The following is a 16,380-nucleotide window of genomic DNA, read 5'->3' on the forward strand; positions in this document are numbered from 1 at the left end:
GCTTGTTCGTCATGGCACCTCCTATTGGGCCTCAGATTTGAGGCTCAGAGGTGTCTAGGAAACCCGGGGCGATTCAGCCAAAGCGAGAGTAACGTGCATCATTTTCCTTGTGCTCGGGGCTCCATTTCTGCGAGTAAGGTGGGTTGGACACCACAGCGTCCAAGTACAACGGGTTGTAGGTATTGGTCGGGTCGTTGTCCTGGAAGAAGGGCCAGTCGTCTTCGAGCGTGTCGCCGTTGCGGGTGACGATGTTGGAGGGACCGATGTCGCGCATGATGAGGTTCATGCGAGTGAGGTTGTAAGTGTTCTCTTTGAGCTCTTGCGCAAAGTATTTGATGTTGTCCGTACCGCTCATGTGCTTGGCAATCGACTGGCCGATATTGAGCAACAGCGAGCCCGAGCCGCTGGTGGAGTCGTAGATGTCGATGCGCTGCTTGTGCTTGACGTGGTCGGCAATGATCTCGGATATGAGGACCGAGACCTCATGCGGAGTATAGAATTCTCCCGCCTTTTTGCCTGCATTGGCGGCAAACATGCTGATCAGGTATTCATATATGAAGCCCAGCACGTCATAGCCTTGACGGCCATCCATGGGAATGTCTTTGATGAGTTGGATCAGATCGCTGACGGCCTTGGTCTGCTTTGCTGCAGTTTCGCCCAACTTGCTCAGTCCAGTTTCCAGTGTCTTGAAGATTCCGTCGAATAGAAGCTTGTGATCGGGGTGAATCAGGCGGCTGAATGCAGAGAGGGCATCGCGTACGTCGGCCACCTGAAAGTCTGCACCACGTTCTAACCAAGTGGCAAACAGGTTGTCGTAGCTAATGAAGTAGCCAAGGTTACGTTTGAAAAACTCTACTGTCTCGGGATCGCTCTCGGAAAGGGCCTGCAGGTCTTCTTCCGCATAGTCCTGGCTGACGGCAAAGCGCTCTAATTTGTCAGAGAGGTATTTGTAGAAAATGAAGCCAAGAATGTAGTCTTTGTATTCATTTGCCTCGATCTTGGAGCGCATCTGGTTGGCGGACTCCCAGATCTTTGTGGCCAGTTGCTGCTTGTTCATTTCAAATTCAATTCGCTAAAATTATTGCCGGCGTCGGCCGTTCTCTTTTTGGGGGGCGTCATGTTCCCGGAGGTCGCTGCTATCTCAGAAACTGTGCGAGTGTAAGGATGCCGTGCCCCATACCCACCGCCGAAAATAGTAGTTCAGAACGCCTTTCGTTTGGGTCACTTTCAGGGCCGTCACGCGAACCTTGGTCGGAGCGCAAGCGTTCTATAACGAGGGCGTCATCCGCTTGCCTTGTTTGAAGGCTGCGGATCGGTACATCCACAGTGTGAATTGTCAGGCATCCATTGCTAGGTCAACTGGCTAGATGCTCGTCACAACTCGGAATTTTTAGGTTCTAAAATTCGTCTTACATTAGCCTTTGCAGAATTTGCAAAAAGAAAAACCCCACTATCTAAAAGATAGCGGGGTTTTCTTTACTGACTTGGTGCCGGAGAGATGAATCGAACACCCGACCTTCTCATTACGAATGAGCTGCTCTACCGACTGAGCTACACCGGCGTTAGAGAGAAATTATAGCGTGAAATTTTGGCTCTCAGACCAAATTGCGGAATTTATGCTTCCGTGTGGTAACGGGTGATGCGCTCGACCTCGTTCTTCGAGCCCAGCACCACGCTGACGCGCTCGTGCAGCTTGGTCGGCTTGATGTCGAGGATGCGTTCGCGGCCGTTGGTGGCGGCGCCGCCGGCTTGCTCCACCAGCCAGCTCATGGGGTTGGCTTCGTACATCAGGCGCAGCTTGCCGGGCTTGTTGGGTTCGCGCTTGTCCCAGGGGTACATGAAGACGCCGCCTCGGGTGAGGATGCGGTGCACGTCGGCGACCATCGAGGCGATCCAGCGCATGTTGAAGTCCTTGTTGCGCGGGCCTTCCACGCCAGCCAGGCATTCGTCCACATAGCGCTTCACCGGTTCATCCCAGTGGCGCATGTTGCTCATGTTGATCGCGAATTCCTTGGTGTCCTCGGGGATACGCACGTTCTCCTGGGTCAGTACAAAGCTGCCTTGCTCGCGGTCCAGGGTGAACATGGCCACGCCGTCGCCAAAGGTCAGCACCAGGGTGGTTTGAGGGCCGTAGACGCAATAGCCGGCGGCCACTTGCTGGGCGCCTGCCTGCAGGAAGTCGTCTTCGGTCACGCCAGGGTGGCCTTCGGGCTTTTTGAGCACGCTGAAAATGGTGCCGATGGATACGTTCACATCGATGTTGGACGAGCCGTCGAGCGGGTCGAACATCAGCAGGTATTCGCCCTGTGGGTAGCGGTTGGGCACCAGGTAGATGCTGTCCATCTCTTCGGAGGCCATGGCGGCCAGGTGGCCACCCCATTCATTGGCTTCGATCAGCACCTCGTTGGCGATGATGTCCAGCTTCTTCTGCACTTCGCCTTGCACGTTCTCGCTGCCTGCTGTGCCCAGCACATCGCCCAGTGCGCCTTTGTTGACGCTGTGGCTGATGCGCTTGCAGGCGCGGGCCACCACTTCGATCAGCAGGCGCAGCTGGGCGGGGATAAGGCCGTCTACGCGTTGCTGCTCGACAAGGTAGCGGCTGAGGGTGATGTTTTTCTTCATGGGTGGAACTCCTTCAAATTGGGTCAATCTGGGTGGGCTCAGCGCTTGGGCTGGCGCGGTGCCTGTGGGGCTGGCGATTGGGCCGGCTGTTGCGGCGGGGGCGCTGCTTCGCGGCCGTTCAGCTCGTCGCGCAGCTGCTGGGCGCGGGCCAGTTGGTCGCTGTGGCCCTGGGCGCGGGCATATTGCGCATAGGTGCTGAGCCACTGCTGCGCCTGCTGCGGCTGGTTCTGCTCATGGGCCAGCACCATCAGCTGGAAATAGCTGTCGTACACGGTGGCGTGGTCGCCTGCGCTGATGGCAATCTGCAGGCGCTCTTGCAGGTAGTTGCGGGCAGCATCCACCTGGCCGAGCATGTAGCTGTTCTGCGCCAGGTTGGCCAGCAGGCCACGCAGGCGCGGGGTCTCGCCCAGCGCTAGCAGGCGCTCGCGCGCCACAGGCAGCAGCTGCTGGTTGGCCTGCAGGGCCTGGCGGTACTGGCCTTGCTCGTGCAGTACATAGCCCAGGTCTTCGTACACGCCCAGTATCTGCAGCTGGGTGGGGTAGTCGGCCGCCTGCGGGATGGGGGTGCTGTTGTCCCAACGCATCTGCGCGGGCAGCCTGGCAATCTCTTGCAGCGGATAGCGGGTGATAAGCGTTTGCGCCTGTTTGAGCGCTGCCTCATAACGCCCGCCTTCGGCCAGCCAGCGGATGCTGGCAATGCTCAGCTCCAGATGCTGGTAGGCCCATTGCGGATCGCTGGGCTTGGGCATGGCCACCAAGGCCTTTTGTGCCACCTGGCCCGCTTCGGCAGGCATGGCGCGGCGGCTGAAGATGGTGGCCTGGGTGTAGTAGAGGCGGAAAAAATCCAGCGCCGGCGCCTTGGTGCGCTTAAGGATCGGCTCGAGCGCCTGCAAATCGGCGCTCATCGCGCTGCCGCTGAAACGGCCGCCTTCGCTGAACACGGCGGCATAGAGCGGCGCAAAGCGCTTTTCAAAATTGTTGCTGGGCGTGACCGCCAGGCCTTCGGGCGCGGCGGTGGCCACCGCCCCGGCACTGCGGCCGGTTTGCGCGCTAGCCAGCAGGGGCATGGCGGCAGCCAAGCTGGCCAGGGCGGCAATGCCCTGGGCCAGCAGCTGTTGGCGCATGCCCTGGCGCATCAGTCCGCCATCGCGCGCGTGATCACCTCGCGCACATCGTTGCTGAGCTTGGGCTTGGCGGCGACCTTGGCAATCGCGTCGCCCGCCGCGCTGCGGTAGGGCTCGGGCAGCTTCTTCCAGCGGTCCAGCGCGCGGGCCAGGCGGGCAGCGACTTGCGGGTTGAATGCATCGAGCGCCACCACCTGTTCGGCCCAGAAGGCGTAGCCAGCACCATCGGCGCGGTGGAAGCCACCGGGGTTGCCGTTGCAGTAGCTGAAGATCACGCTGCGGGCGCGGTTGGGGTTCTTGATGTTGAAGTCGGGCTGCTTCATCAGCGCGCGCACGGCGGGCAGGGCGCTGCCGTTGATATCGGGTGCGCTCGCTTGCAGCGCAAACCACTTGTCCAGCACCAGCTCGTCGTTCTTGAACATCTGGTGGAAGCTCTGGATCGCCGCGTCGGCCAGCGGGCTGCCGCTCACCACCAGCGCGCTCAAGGCGTTGTAGCGGTCGGTCATATTGCCCGCATCCTTGTAGCGCTGCAAGGTCTTGCCAGGCCAGACCTTGTCGCCCGATTCACGGGCGGCCACGCAGAGCATCAAGAGCGCATGGCCGGCCAGTGCGCGCTTGCCGGCGCTCACCGCATCGGGCACATAGGCACCGGTGTGGCTGCATTCGTCGTAGGCCCAGGCCCAGTCGGCGGCCAGCTCGGTGGCCAGCTGCTGGCGCATGGCTTCGCGCACGGCGTGCACGGTTTGCGGGTCAACCTGGTCGAGCTGTTCGGTGATGTAGCCTTCGGACGGCAGAGTCAGCGCCAGGTCCTTGAAGGCGGCGTCGAGCTGCGGATCGCGAAGCACGTCGCGCATCGCTTGCACGAAGGAGGCGGGCAGCAGATGGGCTTGCAGCGCGGGGGCATCGGCACCGGCGGCGCTGCGTGCAGCAATCGCTTGCAGCGCAAAGCGCAGGCCCAGGCGTTGGCCCGCTTCCCAGCGGTTGAAGGCGTCTTCGTCGTGGGCTAGCAGGTGCAAGAGCGCGTCGTCGCTCTCTTCGATCTGCAGCACCACGGGCGCGCTAAAGTTGCGCAGCAGCGATGGGGCAGGGGCTTGCTCGACACCGTCGAAGACGATGGTGTGGGATTCCTCGGTCAGCACCACAGTGTGGTTGGTGGCGCTGTGGGCAATGCTGCTGAGCGCCTGGCTGGGGCGAATGTTCAGCGGCAGGCTGCGGCCATCGGCTGCCAGCAGGCCCAGGGTGACGGGGATCACAAAGGGTTCTTTGCCAGGCTGGCCCGGGGTGGGCGGGCAGGACTGGGTCAGGGTCAAGGTGTAGGTCTGCGCTTCTGCGTCGTACACACCTTGCGCGGCCACGCGCGGCGTGCCCGACTGGCTGTACCAGCGCTTGAACTGCGGCAGGTGCTGGGCCAGCGGCGAGCCGGGGTTGGCATCGGCAATGGCCTGGGCAAAGTCGTCGCAGGTCACGGCCTGGCCGTCATGGCGCTCAAAGTAGAGCTTCATGCCCTTTGCAAAGCCTTCGCGGCCCACCAGGGTGGACTGCATGCGCACCACTTCCGAGCCCTTCTCGTAAATGGTGACGGTGTAGAAGTTGTTGATTTCGAGGTAGCTGTCCGGGCGCACAGGGTGGGCCATGGGGCCGGCGTCCTCGGGGAACTGCACGGTGCGCAGCACGCGCACATCGTCAATGCGCTTGACGGCGCGGGCCGAGGCGCTGCCGGCCATGTCCATGCTGAACTCCTGGTCGCGGAAGACAGTCAGGCCTTCCTTGAGCGAGAGCTGGAACCAGTCGCGGCAGGTGACGCGGTCGCCCGTCCAGTTGTGGAAGTACTCGTGGCCCACCACCGACTCGATATTGGCGTAGTCGGCATCGGTCGCGGTGGCCTGGCTGGCCAGCACATACTTGGTGTTGAAGATGTTCAGGCCCTTGTTCTCCATCGCGCCCATGTTGAAGTCGCTGGTGGCGACGATCATGAAGCGGTCGAGGTCCAGGCTCAGGCCAAAGCGGGCTTCGTCCCAGGCGATGGAGGCCATCAGCGAGTTCATCGCGTGCTCGGTCTTCTCCAGGTCGCCGGGGCGCACAAAGACCTGCAGCAGGTGCTCGTTGCCGGCGCGGCTCTTGATCTTCTGCTCGCGGGCGACGAGGTTGCCGGCCACCAGTGCAAACAGGTAGCAGGGCTTTTTGTGCGGATCGACCCACTTGGCAAAGTGGCGGCCTTCGTTGCCAGGCCCTTGCAAGTCGCCTTGCTCGACCAGGTTGCCGTTGGACAGCAGCACCGGGAACTGGGCCTTGTTGGCGCGCAAGGTCACGGTGTACATGGCCATCACATCGGGACGGTCCAGGAAATAGGTGATGCGGCGAAAGCCTTCGGCCTCGCACTGCGTGAAGAACGAGCCATTGCTGGTGTACAAGCCCATCAGCTTGGTGTTCTTCTCGGGCATGCAGGTGGTGAAGATCTCCAGGTCGACGGGGTCGCTGCCTTCTGGCAGGTTCTCCAGCACCAGGTCCGAGCCGTCCATCTTGAACGAGGACGCTGCGCCATTGACCATCACGCGGGCCAGGTTCAGCTCGTCGCCATTGAGGTGCAGCGGCTGGGCTGGCACATCGGGGTTGCGGCGCACGCGCATCTTGTTGAGCACGCGCGTCTTGGCCGGGTCCAGATCGAATGTCAGGTCGACCGTATCAATCCACCATGCCGGGGCCTGGTAGTCGGCGCGGTACACGGTGTGTGCTTGTCCTTCACGCATCATGGAGCTTCTCCAAAAATTGGTTGTTGAGCAGGGTCGAAAAATCGGGCGCCCATGCCAGAACATGGGGGCCGCTGAGTTGCTGGGCATCGTGCGTGGTGCCAATGCCCACCGCACGCATGCCGGCGCGCCGCGCCGCTTCAATGCCGTGCGGCGCATCTTCAAACACGATGCAGGCGGCCGGGTCTATCGCCAGGCGCTCGGCCGCCTTCAGAAAAATATCGGGGTGGGGCTTGCCGGGCAGGCCCTCGTCGCCGCGCGCAATCGCCTGGGCTGGGGGCTGCATCTGCAGGTTGTCCAGCACAAAGCGTACATTGTCCTGGTCGCCCGCAGTGCCAATGGCCACTTTGAGGCCCATGTCTCGCGCCTGGGCATGAAAGCGGTCAAAGCCATCGACCGCGCAGAAATGGGCGGCAAACAGCTCGCGGTAAATGCCTTCTTTTTCTGCGGTGATGCGCTCGCTCTCTTCGGCGCTCACCGTGCGGCCCATCAGCGCGCAGGCGCATTCAAAGGCATTCTTGCCAGTGGTCTGCGCCATGAAGGCGGGCACATCCAGATCCATGGCGTGGCGGCGTGCGTATTCCACCCAGGCCTGGGTGTGCCAGGGCATGGAGTGAACCATGGTGCCGTCCATGTCAAAAATCAGCGCTTCGATCGCAGGCATTGGGCTTGTCTTCAGGTCCGTATCGGCTGGGAGGCCCAGCCAATCGATAGAGGGGCTGAGGCACGCCGCATGCACCGCTGCAAGGCTGCGCTGCATGGGGAGTGCCACAGGTTTTTTAAACGCCTTGCTTGAGCGAGGCTTCGATGAACACGTCCAGGTCGCCGTCCAGCACCTTTTGGGTGGCGGAGACTTCGACGTTGGTGCGCAGGTCCTTGATACGGCTGTTGTCCAGCACGTAGCTGCGGATCTGGTGGCCCCAGCCCACATCGGTCTTGGTGTCTTCAAGCTTTTGCTGCTCTTCCATGCGCTTGCGCATTTCAAAGTCATAGAGCTTGGAGCGCAGGCGCTGCCAGGCCACATCGCGGTTGCTGTGCTGGCTGCGGCCATCCTGGCACTGCACGACGATGCCGGTCGGGATGTGGGTCAGGCGCACGGCCGAGTCGGTCTTGTTGATGTGCTGACCACCAGCGCCCGAGGCACGGTAGGTGTCGGTACGCACATCCGAGGGGTTGATGTTGATCTCGATGGAATCATCAATCTCGGGGTAGACGAACAGCGACGAGAAGCTGGTGTGGCGGCCGCCCGACGAGTCAAACGGGCTCTTGCGCACCAGGCGGTGCACCCCGGTTTCGGTGCGCAGCAGGCCAAAGGCGTACTCGCCTTCGATCTTGATCGTGGCGCTCTTGATGCCGGCGACGTCGCCCGGGGTTTCTTCTTCAACAGTGGCCTTGAAGCCCTTGCGCTCGGCGTACTTGAGGTACTGGCGCAGCAGCATACTGGCCCAGTCGCAGGCTTCGGTGCCACCGGCGCCAGCCTGGATGTCGACAAAGCAGTTGAGCGGGTCGGCCTCGTTGCGGAACATGCGGCGGAACTCGAGCTCCTCGATCAGCGGGCGCAGCTTGGCAGCCTCGGCTTCGATGGTCTCCAGCCCGGCGTCATCGCCTTCTTCCTTGCTCATCTCGAAGAGCTCGGTGTTGTCGGCCAGCTCACTGCTCAGCTTTTGCAAGGTCAGCACGACGGAGTCGAGGGCCTTCTTTTCCTTACCCAGCTCCTGGGCCTTTTTGGGATCGTTCCAGACGCTGGGGTCTTCCAGCGAGGCGTTTACCGTGCGCAGTCGTTCGTACTTTGCATCGTAGTCAAAGATACCTCCGAAGCTCTTCTGTCCGGCTGGACAGGTCTTCGAGGGTGTTGCCGATTTGGTTGATGCGTTCTGCTTCCATGTCACTGTGTCCTATTATTGCGGTCTAGCCCGTTATTGTCGCATGCTGGCAGCGCTTGGCCGGCCAGTGGTGCTTTAGGGCATATGCTTGATTTAATAATGTTTTTGCTCCCGCTGCGCAGCTTTTGCGGCGCTGGGCGAGGCGAGGCTCACTTCCAGGCAAACCGGGGCTGGTCAAAATGCGCGACGCGGGTGGGGTGCCCGAGCAGGCAAACCTCGCGAAACTGGTACAAAAATGCGGCTGTAGGTGCGGCCACCCAGCTCTTGCCCATCGGCATGCGCAGCACCGGGTGGGGGGAGGCATCGGTGTGCTCGAGCATCGGCGTATCGCTGCGCAGCAGCTCAGCCAGCGGGATGCGGTGCACGCTGGCCACTTCATCGGGGTTGGGCTGCAGCTGGGCCGTGGCACCGGCCCAGACCACCACCGGGGTGATGACAAAGCCCGAACGCGTGGCGTAGTCATCGAGGCAACCGAGCACCTGGCTGGGCGGCAGCAGCAGGCCCGCCTCTTCATGCAACTCGCGCAAGGCGGCTTGCTCGGCGGTCTCGCCCGCCTCGATGCGGCCGCCGGGCAGTGCCCATTGGCCGGGGTGGTTGCGCAAGTGCAGGGCGCGGCGCGTCAGCAGCAGTGCGGCCTCGTTGCTCCACTGCGCGGGTGGGGGCATGCCTTCGAGCCCGGCGCCCGGGCCTTCGTCCAGCAGCACCAGCGCGACTGCGGCCTGGGACTGGCCGGCGCCGCCCATGCGCTGCACCTCAAAATGCTGCAGGCTGTGGTGGATGCGCGATCGCAGGGCGTCGCTCAGGGGCGTGGCATGGGTCATAGGGCTGCTGCATTGTAGAAGCGGCCCGGCCAGCTACCGCGCGCCAGAGAGACAGCGGGCGGTGTTTGGGACTTTGAACAGGTTCTAAGGATTCAGCTGGAGCGGCTCTTGTGGCGCAGGCAGACCTGGAACATCAATCCAAAGGCTGCATCGGGGCCGAACTGGGCGGGCAGGGGCGCGCCCTGGGCCGGCAGCAGGCGGCCATGCATCACGCCGGTGTCGCTGGGGTGGGAGGTGACCACAATCTCGGGCCCGCAGCCACCGGGCAGCAACACCCGCAGGATCTGGCCCTGGTGGCAGTGCAGGGGGGCTTGGGGTTCAAAGATCAGCCGCACGGTGCCATGTGCATGGCCGCTGGCGTCGCACAGCATGCACTGGACGATGCCTGGCGGGCTGCCCTGGGACCAGCAGGGCACATGGCCGATGAAAGGATCCTTGGACGGCTGCGCGTATGGCGCCCCGCCGCTGGAGGCTCTTGCCTGCCTGCCGTGGGGGGCGCACGGGGGGCAATGGGTCTCGGTGCAGGGCGTGGGCAGGCTTTTGCCGCCCTCGGGCCTGGAATCGCGCGGCTTGTCTGGCCGGGGTGCGGGGGGAGGGTGGCTGTGGGGGTTGGGCGGCTGGAACATCGTGGGCTGTCGCTATAACTGTATTGAACGGATTAATGAATTCGATAGTTTTTTATAAATAATAAAAGATGAAGCTTCGGCAGAACTTACGGGAGATTGGCGGCTGATGCGGATCAAAAGAGCGATGAATAACGCTTGACAGCGCCTCGATCTGCTGCGCTGTGCTGCCTGGGTGGCGGTGATGCCGGTGTCGATGGGCATCTCTGCGTGGCGCGCATGGCGGCCATGGCCAGCGAGGTGTCAATAAATGCTTTTACACTTGGTTTTTTGACCGACACCGCTGAATTTTTCTTATGCAAGACATCCAACTTGGCCGCAGTGATTTGAAGGTATCGCCCATTTGCCTGGGCACGATGACGTTTGGCGAGCAAGTGAGCGAGGCGGATGCGCATGCGATGCTCAGCCATTCGCTGGCGCGCGGCGTGTACTTCTGGGACACGGCGGAGATGTACTCGGTACCTGCCCGCGCCGAAACCTATGGCGCGACGGAGACCATCATCGGCAACTGGTTCAAGGCCAACCCGGGCCAGCGTGACAAGGTGGTGCTGGCCAGCAAGGTGGCGGGCCCGTCGCGCGGCATGCCCTGGGTGCGCGAAGGCAAGGGCATGACGGCGGCCGACATCGTCGCATCGTGCGAGGCGAGCCTGCGCCGCCTGCAGACCGATGTGATCGACCTCTACCAGATCCACTGGCCAGAGCGCCATGTGCCCGCCTTTGGCAATCTGTACTACGACCCGAAAAAGGAAACCAGCGAGACGACGATTGGCGAGCAGCTGCAGGCCTTGGCGGGCCTGGTCAAGGCCGGCAAGATCCGCCACATTGGCCTGTCCAACGAGACGCCGTATGGCGTGCATGAGTTTGTGCGTCTGGCCGAGCAGCATGGCCTGCCGCGCGTGGCCAGCGTGCAAAACCCGTACTGCCTCATCAACCGCAGCTGGGAAAACGGCCTGGATGAAACTTGCGACCGCCTGGGCGTCTCGCTGCTGGCGTACTCGCCACTGGCCTTTGGCCTGCTGACCGGCAAATACGACGACAGCGGCATCACCGGCCCCCAGGCGCCGCAGGGCGCGCGCATTGCCAGCTATGAGTCGGTGCGCAAGCAGCGCTGGGGCCGCCCCGAGGCGCTGGATGCCGCCAAGCGCTACAACCAGCTGGCGCGCGACCATGGCCTGACCCCGGCTGCTTTGGCACTGGCCTTTTGCTACAACAAATGGCAGGTGGGCAGCACCATCATCGGTGTGCGCACCATGGAGCAGCTGGACGAAGACCTCAATGTCTGGGGCACGCAGCTGTCCGAGGCCTTGCTGCAGGAGATTGACGCACTGCGCTGGGCGCTGGGCGATCCGGCGCAATAAGTCTCCAACAGGTTCTGAGGTCCCTGACGGGGCTGATGAAAGGTGCTGACCTGCAGGCCCTGGTGCAAACCAGGGCCTTTGGCGTTGCCAAGGCCGCTATGCTTGGCGGCGCTCCCCGCTTATTTTTCGAGACAATAGGGGCAGATTTTGTGTGGCGCCTGCCGCCACCCCTCCAGCCATGAGCAAAAAAAACCATATCAGCGAAACGCCTGCCACCCAGTTTCTGAAGGCGCACAAGGTGGCGTTTACCGAGCATCCCTACGACTATGTGGAGCATGGCGGCACGTCCGAATCGGCCCGCCAGCTGGGGCTCGATGAGCATGTTGTCGTCAAGACCCTGGTGATGCAGAACCAGGATGCCAAGCCGCTCATCGTGTTGATGCATGGCGACTGCAAGGTGTCGACCAAGAGCCTGGCGCGCCAGATTGGCGCCAAGAGCGTGGAGCCCTGCTCGCCCGAAGTGGCCAGCCGCCACAGCGGCTACCTGGTGGGGGGGACCTCACCGTTTGGCCTGCGCAAGGCCATGCCGGTCTATATCCAGGAGACGATTCTGGCGCTGCCGCGTATCGCCATCAACGGCGGGCGGCGTGGTTTTTTGGTGCAGATCGACCCCAAAGCATGCGTGGAGGTGCTGGGTGCCCAGCCAGTGCAATGCGCGCTGGCAGAATGATGCCTGTTTTTGACCTAGATATACCAGTGCGCGCCGGCCGCCCAGGCGCGCAGACAAGGGGAGCAATTTGAGTACCGTTTATTCCATCCTGGCCACCATCCTGGCCTACCTCATCGGTTCGCTGTCGTTTGCGGTGATCGTCAGCCGCACGATGGGCCTGAGTGACCCGCGCACCTATGGCAGCAAAAACCCGGGTGCCACCAATGTGCTGCGCTCGGGCAGCAAGGCAGCGGCCGTGGTGACCTTGCTGCTCGATGCCGCCAAGGGCTGGCTGCCGGTGGCGCTGGTGGTCTGGTTGGGCAAGCGCTATGGCCTGCAAGAGGGCACTGTCGCCCTGGTGGGGATTGCGGCATTCCTGGGCCATTTGTGGCCGGTGTTCTTCAAGTTTGAAGGCGGCAAGGGCGTGGCCACCGCTTTGGGCGTGCTGCTGGGCTTTAGCGGTTGGCTGGGTCTCTTGGTCTTGCTGGCCTGGGTGGCGGTCGCTGCCATCTGGCGCTATTCGTCGCTGTCGTCGCTGGTGGCGGCGGTGCTGGCGCCGGTGTTCTATATCCTCATCGGCGGCGAGCTCTGGGATTTCCATGCGGAGATCTTTGTCGCGATCCTGGTGATGTCGGCCTTGCTGGTCTACCGCCACAAGCTCAACATCCAGCGCCTGGTCGAAGGCAAGGAATCCAAGCTGGGCCAAAAGAAAAGCAAGTGATGCAAGGCGCTGCCCACGGGCAGACGGCAAAAGGGCTGAATACCGATAGCGGGTTCAGCCCTTTTGTTTTGGCGGCGTTCAGTGCGGATGCTGGCCGCTATTTGATCCGGTCCAAGGTCATCTGCGGGCCGGCGCGCTTCATCTCAAAGGCATTGAGAAAGCTGTTGCCCAGCAGCACATAAGGCATGTTGGCCGAGGTGACCACGGCATCCACATTGCGCAGTTCCACATCGGAGATGCGCACGCTGCTCAGCTTCAGATGCCAGCCGTTGCTGACGCCATTGGCCGTGCCCATGCGCACGGCACGGCCCTGTTTGTAGTCAATGCCCAGCTTGAGCGCCTCGCTCATCCCCAGGCTCACCGTGGTGGCACCGGTATCGACCAGAAAACGCGTGGCCTTGCCGTTGATCATGCCGGCCGTCATGAAGTGGCCGCTGGCATCGGCCGCCAACACAATGCGGCCGGTGTTGCTGACGGGCAGCGCGGCATCGGCCACGCTGACCGGCGACTCGCCCATGCGCAGGCTGTGCAGGGCGCCCGCGATGCTGACCTGGGCCTGCCCATCCTTGACGCTGACCACCTGCACCTGCTGGTAGCTGCTGCCCGCTGCCACGGCCTTGGGCGCCCGGCCGTCGATAACGAGCAAGGCCTTGTCCCCCAGAATGCCGGCCAGCGCCACCGAGCGGGGGCCTTCGGCAGCCTCCTGTGCATGGGCCGCCCAACTGGCGCTGCCGCACAGGGCCAGTGCCAATGCCCAGCGGTGCAGGCAGGTAGGGGCGGGGCAGGGCTTGGGAACTGAAAGCTTCATAGGTCGCGGGGCAGCATGGTGGTGCATACGGGCAGGGCGGTGCCGCGTCTAGCGCGGGTCACAGGCAGGTCGGCTGCTTTACATCCTAAAGCATGCGAGCCGCAGCAAAAGCTGCGATTTATTTTTTTGACGAAAAGTCTAGCCCGTTGTTTTTTTGATAAGTAAACACCCGCTTAAGGTTAATATATTGCTATTGATAATCGTTATCATTAGCATCCCTGACTCAAATTTACAAGCCGTTTACCAAACGGAATTATTGTTTCAGGAGTTTTCAATGATCCAAGCCCTTCGCAGCGAGACGCTCGCGCGTACAAGAGGCGAGCGCGCCGGCCTGTCGGTCGCCGCGCTGTTGATGATGGCCGCCGTGCCAGCCATTGCACAAGAGCACACCTTGCCAACGGTCCAGGTGTCGGCCGACCAGTTCGATCCCGATGATGTGCGCCCCGAAGGCGTGACCACGGCGACCAAGACCTATATGGCGCCCAAGGACATTCCGCAGACCATCGACACCTTGGAAGTCAACAAGTACAAGAGCTATGGCATCAATGACCTGTCGGTCATGCTCGATGGTGTGCCGGGCGTCAACACCAGCTATGACATGCGCGGCGAGGGCGTGATGATCCGTGGCTTCAATGCCGACAGCGGCGATATCTACCGCGATGGCGTGCGCGAATCCGGCCAGGTGCGCCGCAGCACCGCCAACGTCGAGCGCATCGAGATCCTCAAAGGCCCGGCCTCGGTGCTGTATGGCCGTGGCGCGGGCGGCGGTGTCGTCAACATGGTCAGCAAGCAGGCGCGTTTTGATGGCGTCAGCAGCGTGACCTTGCGCGGTGGCTCCTGGGAGAATGTCGGCGGCACCATCGACATCAACCGGGTGATCAGCCCCAATGTGGTCATGCGGTTGACGGCCGACCGCGAGCAGGCGCACAGCTTTCGCAGCGGCATCCGCAACCGCAACGAGATGGTCTCGCCCAGTATCCTGGTGGATACGCGCACGGGCCTGCGCTGGACCGGCCAGTACACCTATGACAATGTCTGGCGCGTGCCGGACCGGGGGCCTTCCTACGACCAGATGCCGCCAGGCATGTCGCTGCGCCAGGGCTTTGCCCAGCCGGGCGACTTTGTCGAAGACCGCCTGCGCGTGCTGCGCTCGGACCTGTCGTACGAGTTCAACAAGGCCTGGAGTGTGCGCTGGGTGGCCAGCAAGCGCGAGGCCAGCCAGGACTTTGACCACTACTTTGCCGGCACCTACTGCAACCCCCAGGGCCTGACGCCGGCGGGCGCCAAGTGCGCCAACCCTGGCCTGCTGCGCCAAAGCTATGCCTGGCAGCAAACCGAGAACCGCACCACCACCCACACCGTGGACTTGACCGGCAAGCTGGACCTGGCCGGCATGCGCCATGAGTTGCTGCTGGGCGTGGAGCACAGCGAGGAAGAGCGCGCGCCGCGCCTTTTCAGCACCGCCAACAGCAATGGCTATATCGACCCGAACAACCCGGTGTTCGATGCGGTGCGCCCGCCCCAAGGCGCGCCATCGCAGCAGAATCTGCACAAGGGCACGGCCCGCGCGCTGTATGTGCAGGACTTGATCAGCCTGAGCGACCAGTGGAAGCTGCTGCTGGGCGCGCGCTATGACAACTTTGACTTCAACAGCACCAACCAGCTGACCAACGCCAGCCGCAGCACCGATGGCAACTCGGTCAGCCCCCGTGCGGGCCTCGTTTGGCAGCCGGTGCGCGAGCACAGCCTGTATGCGTCCTGGAGCCGCAGCTTCTCGCCCTATGGCGGGCGCGGCATTCTGTCGGTGGATACCGGCGCTGGCGCGGTGCTGGACGACGAGCCCCAGCATTCGCAGCAGTTTGAGATGGGGGTCAAGAGCGATTGGCTGGACGGCGCGCTGTCCACGCAGCTGGCCGTCTACCAGCTGGAGCACTACAACATCCGCTACCGCCCCGATCCGGACAACGACCCCTTCACCTGGGCCGTGCGTGGCAAGGAGCGCTCGCGCGGTATCGAGTTCAGCGCGTCTGGCCGTGTGGCACCTTTTTGGTATGTGCGTGGCGGCGTCGGCATCATGGCCGCCAAGGTCACCGAGAACAAGGCCAACCCCGCCCTGGAAGGCAACTACCTGGCCAATACCGCGCGCCGCAATGGCAATGTCTTTCTGCGCTATGCGCCTGCAGGCAACTGGTATGCCGAGCTGGGTGTGACCCACACCAGCGCGCGCTACACCAATGACGCCAACACCAGCCGCGTGCCCGGCTACACCCGCTGGGATGGCCTGGTGGGCTGGCGCGCCGCGCCCTGGACCGTCACCCTGGCGGTCTCCAACCTGACCAACAAGGAATACTGGCGTTCCAGCAGCATGCCCGGCACGCCGCGTGGTGCGCTGCTGAGCGCGAACTACCAGTTCTAAAAGGGTAGGCACCATAAAAACAGGCCGCGCTGCAATCCCTGCAGCGCGGCCTGTTTGTTTTTGATCGAGTGCGGATCAGTCGCGGAAGTTGTTGAACGACAGCGGCACGTCGGTCACGTCTTTCTTCAAAAGCGCCATTGCCGCTTGCAGATCGTCGCGCTTGGCGCCGGTGATGCGCACGGCATCGCCCTGGATGGCGGCCTGCACCTTCATCTTGCTGTCCTTGATGAGCTTCTGGATCTTCTTGGCCAGCTCCTGCTCGATGCCATTGCGCACCTTGATCACTTGCTTGACCTTGTCGCCGCCGACCTTTTGCACATCGCCCTTGTCCAGAAAGCGCACATCCACATTGCGCTTGGTCAGCTTGTTGCGCAGGATGTCTTCGACCTGCACCAGCTGGAAGTCGGCATCGCCGTACATGATGATCTCTTTGTCCTTGAGCTCGATCCCGGCCGACGTTCCCTTGAAGTCAAAACGGGTGCCAATTTCCTTGGCGGAATTCTCAACAGCGTTTTTCACCTCGACGAAGTCGGCTTCGCAAACCGTGTCAAACGATGGCATAAATACTCTCCTTGCAGGCCAGGCTGAGCGCCTGAGTGGGTCGCGAC

14 protein-coding genes and 1 tRNA gene are annotated in these 16,380 nt (G+C 62.4%); 4 read left to right on the forward strand and 11 right to left on the reverse strand.

Translation table 11 applies throughout. The annotated features are described in order from the left end of the window. Positions 1–73 precede the first annotated feature (73 nt). From WH367_RS23085 to WH367_RS23125, 9 genes are all read right to left on the reverse strand, one after another. A complete protein-coding gene (locus tag WH367_RS23085) occupies positions 74–1,057 on the reverse strand; it encodes a class I SAM-dependent DNA methyltransferase (RefSeq protein ID WP_339537856.1) in 984 nt (327 codons plus the stop codon). A gap of 428 nt (positions 1,058–1,485) precedes the next feature. Further along, positions 1,486–1,561 (reverse strand) — tRNA-Thr (locus tag WH367_RS23090). Positions 1,562–1,614: 53 nt separating this feature from the next. Further along, positions 1,615–2,622 carry a class 1 fructose-bisphosphatase gene (locus WH367_RS23095; RefSeq protein WP_339537857.1) on the reverse strand — a complete coding sequence of 336 codons (1,008 nt, stop codon included), beginning with the start codon at positions 2,620–2,622 and terminating at the stop codon, positions 1,615–1,617. Positions 2,623–2,660: 38 nt separating this feature from the next. Continuing rightward, positions 2,661–3,746, reverse strand: coding sequence for a tetratricopeptide repeat protein (locus WH367_RS23100; RefSeq protein WP_339537858.1), 1,086 nt, complete (start codon positions 3,744–3,746; stop codon positions 2,661–2,663). An 11-nt stretch (positions 3,747–3,757) separates the two neighbouring features. Beyond that, a complete protein-coding gene (pepN, locus tag WH367_RS23105; RefSeq protein ID WP_339537859.1) occupies positions 3,758–6,496 on the reverse strand; it encodes an aminopeptidase N in 2,739 nt (912 codons plus the stop codon). Continuing rightward, entirely contained in the window at positions 6,486–7,157 is a 672-nt protein-coding gene (locus WH367_RS23110; RefSeq protein WP_339537860.1) for an HAD family hydrolase, read from the reverse strand. Before WH367_RS23110 ends, pepN begins: the two co-directional genes overlap by 11 nt. Before the next feature lie 115 nt (positions 7,158–7,272). Next, positions 7,273–8,377, reverse strand: a protein-coding gene (gene prfB / locus WH367_RS23115) for a peptide chain release factor 2 (RefSeq protein ID WP_133857164.1) whose coding sequence is annotated in 2 segments (ribosomal slippage) — positions 7,273–8,295 and positions 8,297–8,377 — 1,104 coding nt in all. Because the reading frame shifts where the segments join, the coding sequence is not laid out codon by codon here. A 148-nt stretch (positions 8,378–8,525) separates the two neighbouring features. After that, complete coding sequence (locus WH367_RS23120; RefSeq protein WP_339537861.1) at positions 8,526–9,197, reverse strand: NUDIX hydrolase; 672 nt, start codon at positions 9,195–9,197, stop codon at positions 8,526–8,528. A gap of 92 nt (positions 9,198–9,289) precedes the next feature. Beyond that, positions 9,290–9,568: a hypothetical protein gene (locus WH367_RS23125; RefSeq protein WP_339519542.1), complete on the reverse strand. Its 279-nt coding sequence runs from the start codon at positions 9,566–9,568 to the stop codon at positions 9,290–9,292. 548 nt (positions 9,569–10,116) lie between these two features. Here WH367_RS23125 and WH367_RS23130 point away from each other — a divergent pair. The 3 genes from WH367_RS23130 (at position 10,117) to plsY (ending at position 12,548) form a co-directional block, all read left to right on the forward strand. Continuing rightward, complete coding sequence (locus WH367_RS23130) at positions 10,117–11,178, forward strand: aldo/keto reductase (protein WP_116926895.1); 1,062 nt, start codon at positions 10,117–10,119, stop codon at positions 11,176–11,178. Between the two features lie 178 nt (positions 11,179–11,356). Next, the gene (locus WH367_RS23135) at positions 11,357–11,848 is read left to right on the forward strand and encodes an aminoacyl-tRNA deacylase (RefSeq protein WP_339537862.1); all 492 of its coding nucleotides are present in this window, start codon (positions 11,357–11,359) and stop codon (positions 11,846–11,848) included. Positions 11,849–11,915: 67 nt separating this feature from the next. Further along, complete coding sequence (plsY, locus tag WH367_RS23140; RefSeq protein ID WP_339519544.1) at positions 11,916–12,548, forward strand: glycerol-3-phosphate 1-O-acyltransferase PlsY; 633 nt, start codon at positions 11,916–11,918, stop codon at positions 12,546–12,548. Positions 12,549–12,645: 97 nt separating this feature from the next. Here the strand turns inward: plsY and WH367_RS23145 are convergent, their stop codons facing one another. Next, the gene (locus WH367_RS23145; RefSeq protein ID WP_021026762.1) at positions 12,646–13,356 is read right to left on the reverse strand and encodes a retropepsin-like aspartic protease family protein; all 711 of its coding nucleotides are present in this window, start codon (positions 13,354–13,356) and stop codon (positions 12,646–12,648) included. A 274-nt stretch (positions 13,357–13,630) separates the two neighbouring features. Between WH367_RS23145 and WH367_RS23150 the strand changes: the two genes are divergently transcribed. Continuing rightward, positions 13,631–15,772 carry a TonB-dependent receptor gene (locus WH367_RS23150; protein WP_339537863.1) on the forward strand — a complete coding sequence of 714 codons (2,142 nt, stop codon included), beginning with the start codon at positions 13,631–13,633 and terminating at the stop codon, positions 15,770–15,772. 75 nt (positions 15,773–15,847) lie between these two features. Here WH367_RS23150 and WH367_RS23155 read toward each other — a convergent pair whose 3' ends face one another. After that, positions 15,848–16,333: a YajQ family cyclic di-GMP-binding protein gene (locus WH367_RS23155; protein WP_021026760.1), complete on the reverse strand. Its 486-nt coding sequence runs from the start codon at positions 16,331–16,333 to the stop codon at positions 15,848–15,850. Positions 16,334–16,380 lie beyond the last annotated feature (47 nt).

This window comes from Comamonas sp. MYb21 (genome assembly GCF_037479395.1).
Classification (GTDB): domain Bacteria; phylum Pseudomonadota; class Gammaproteobacteria; order Burkholderiales; family Burkholderiaceae_C; genus Comamonas.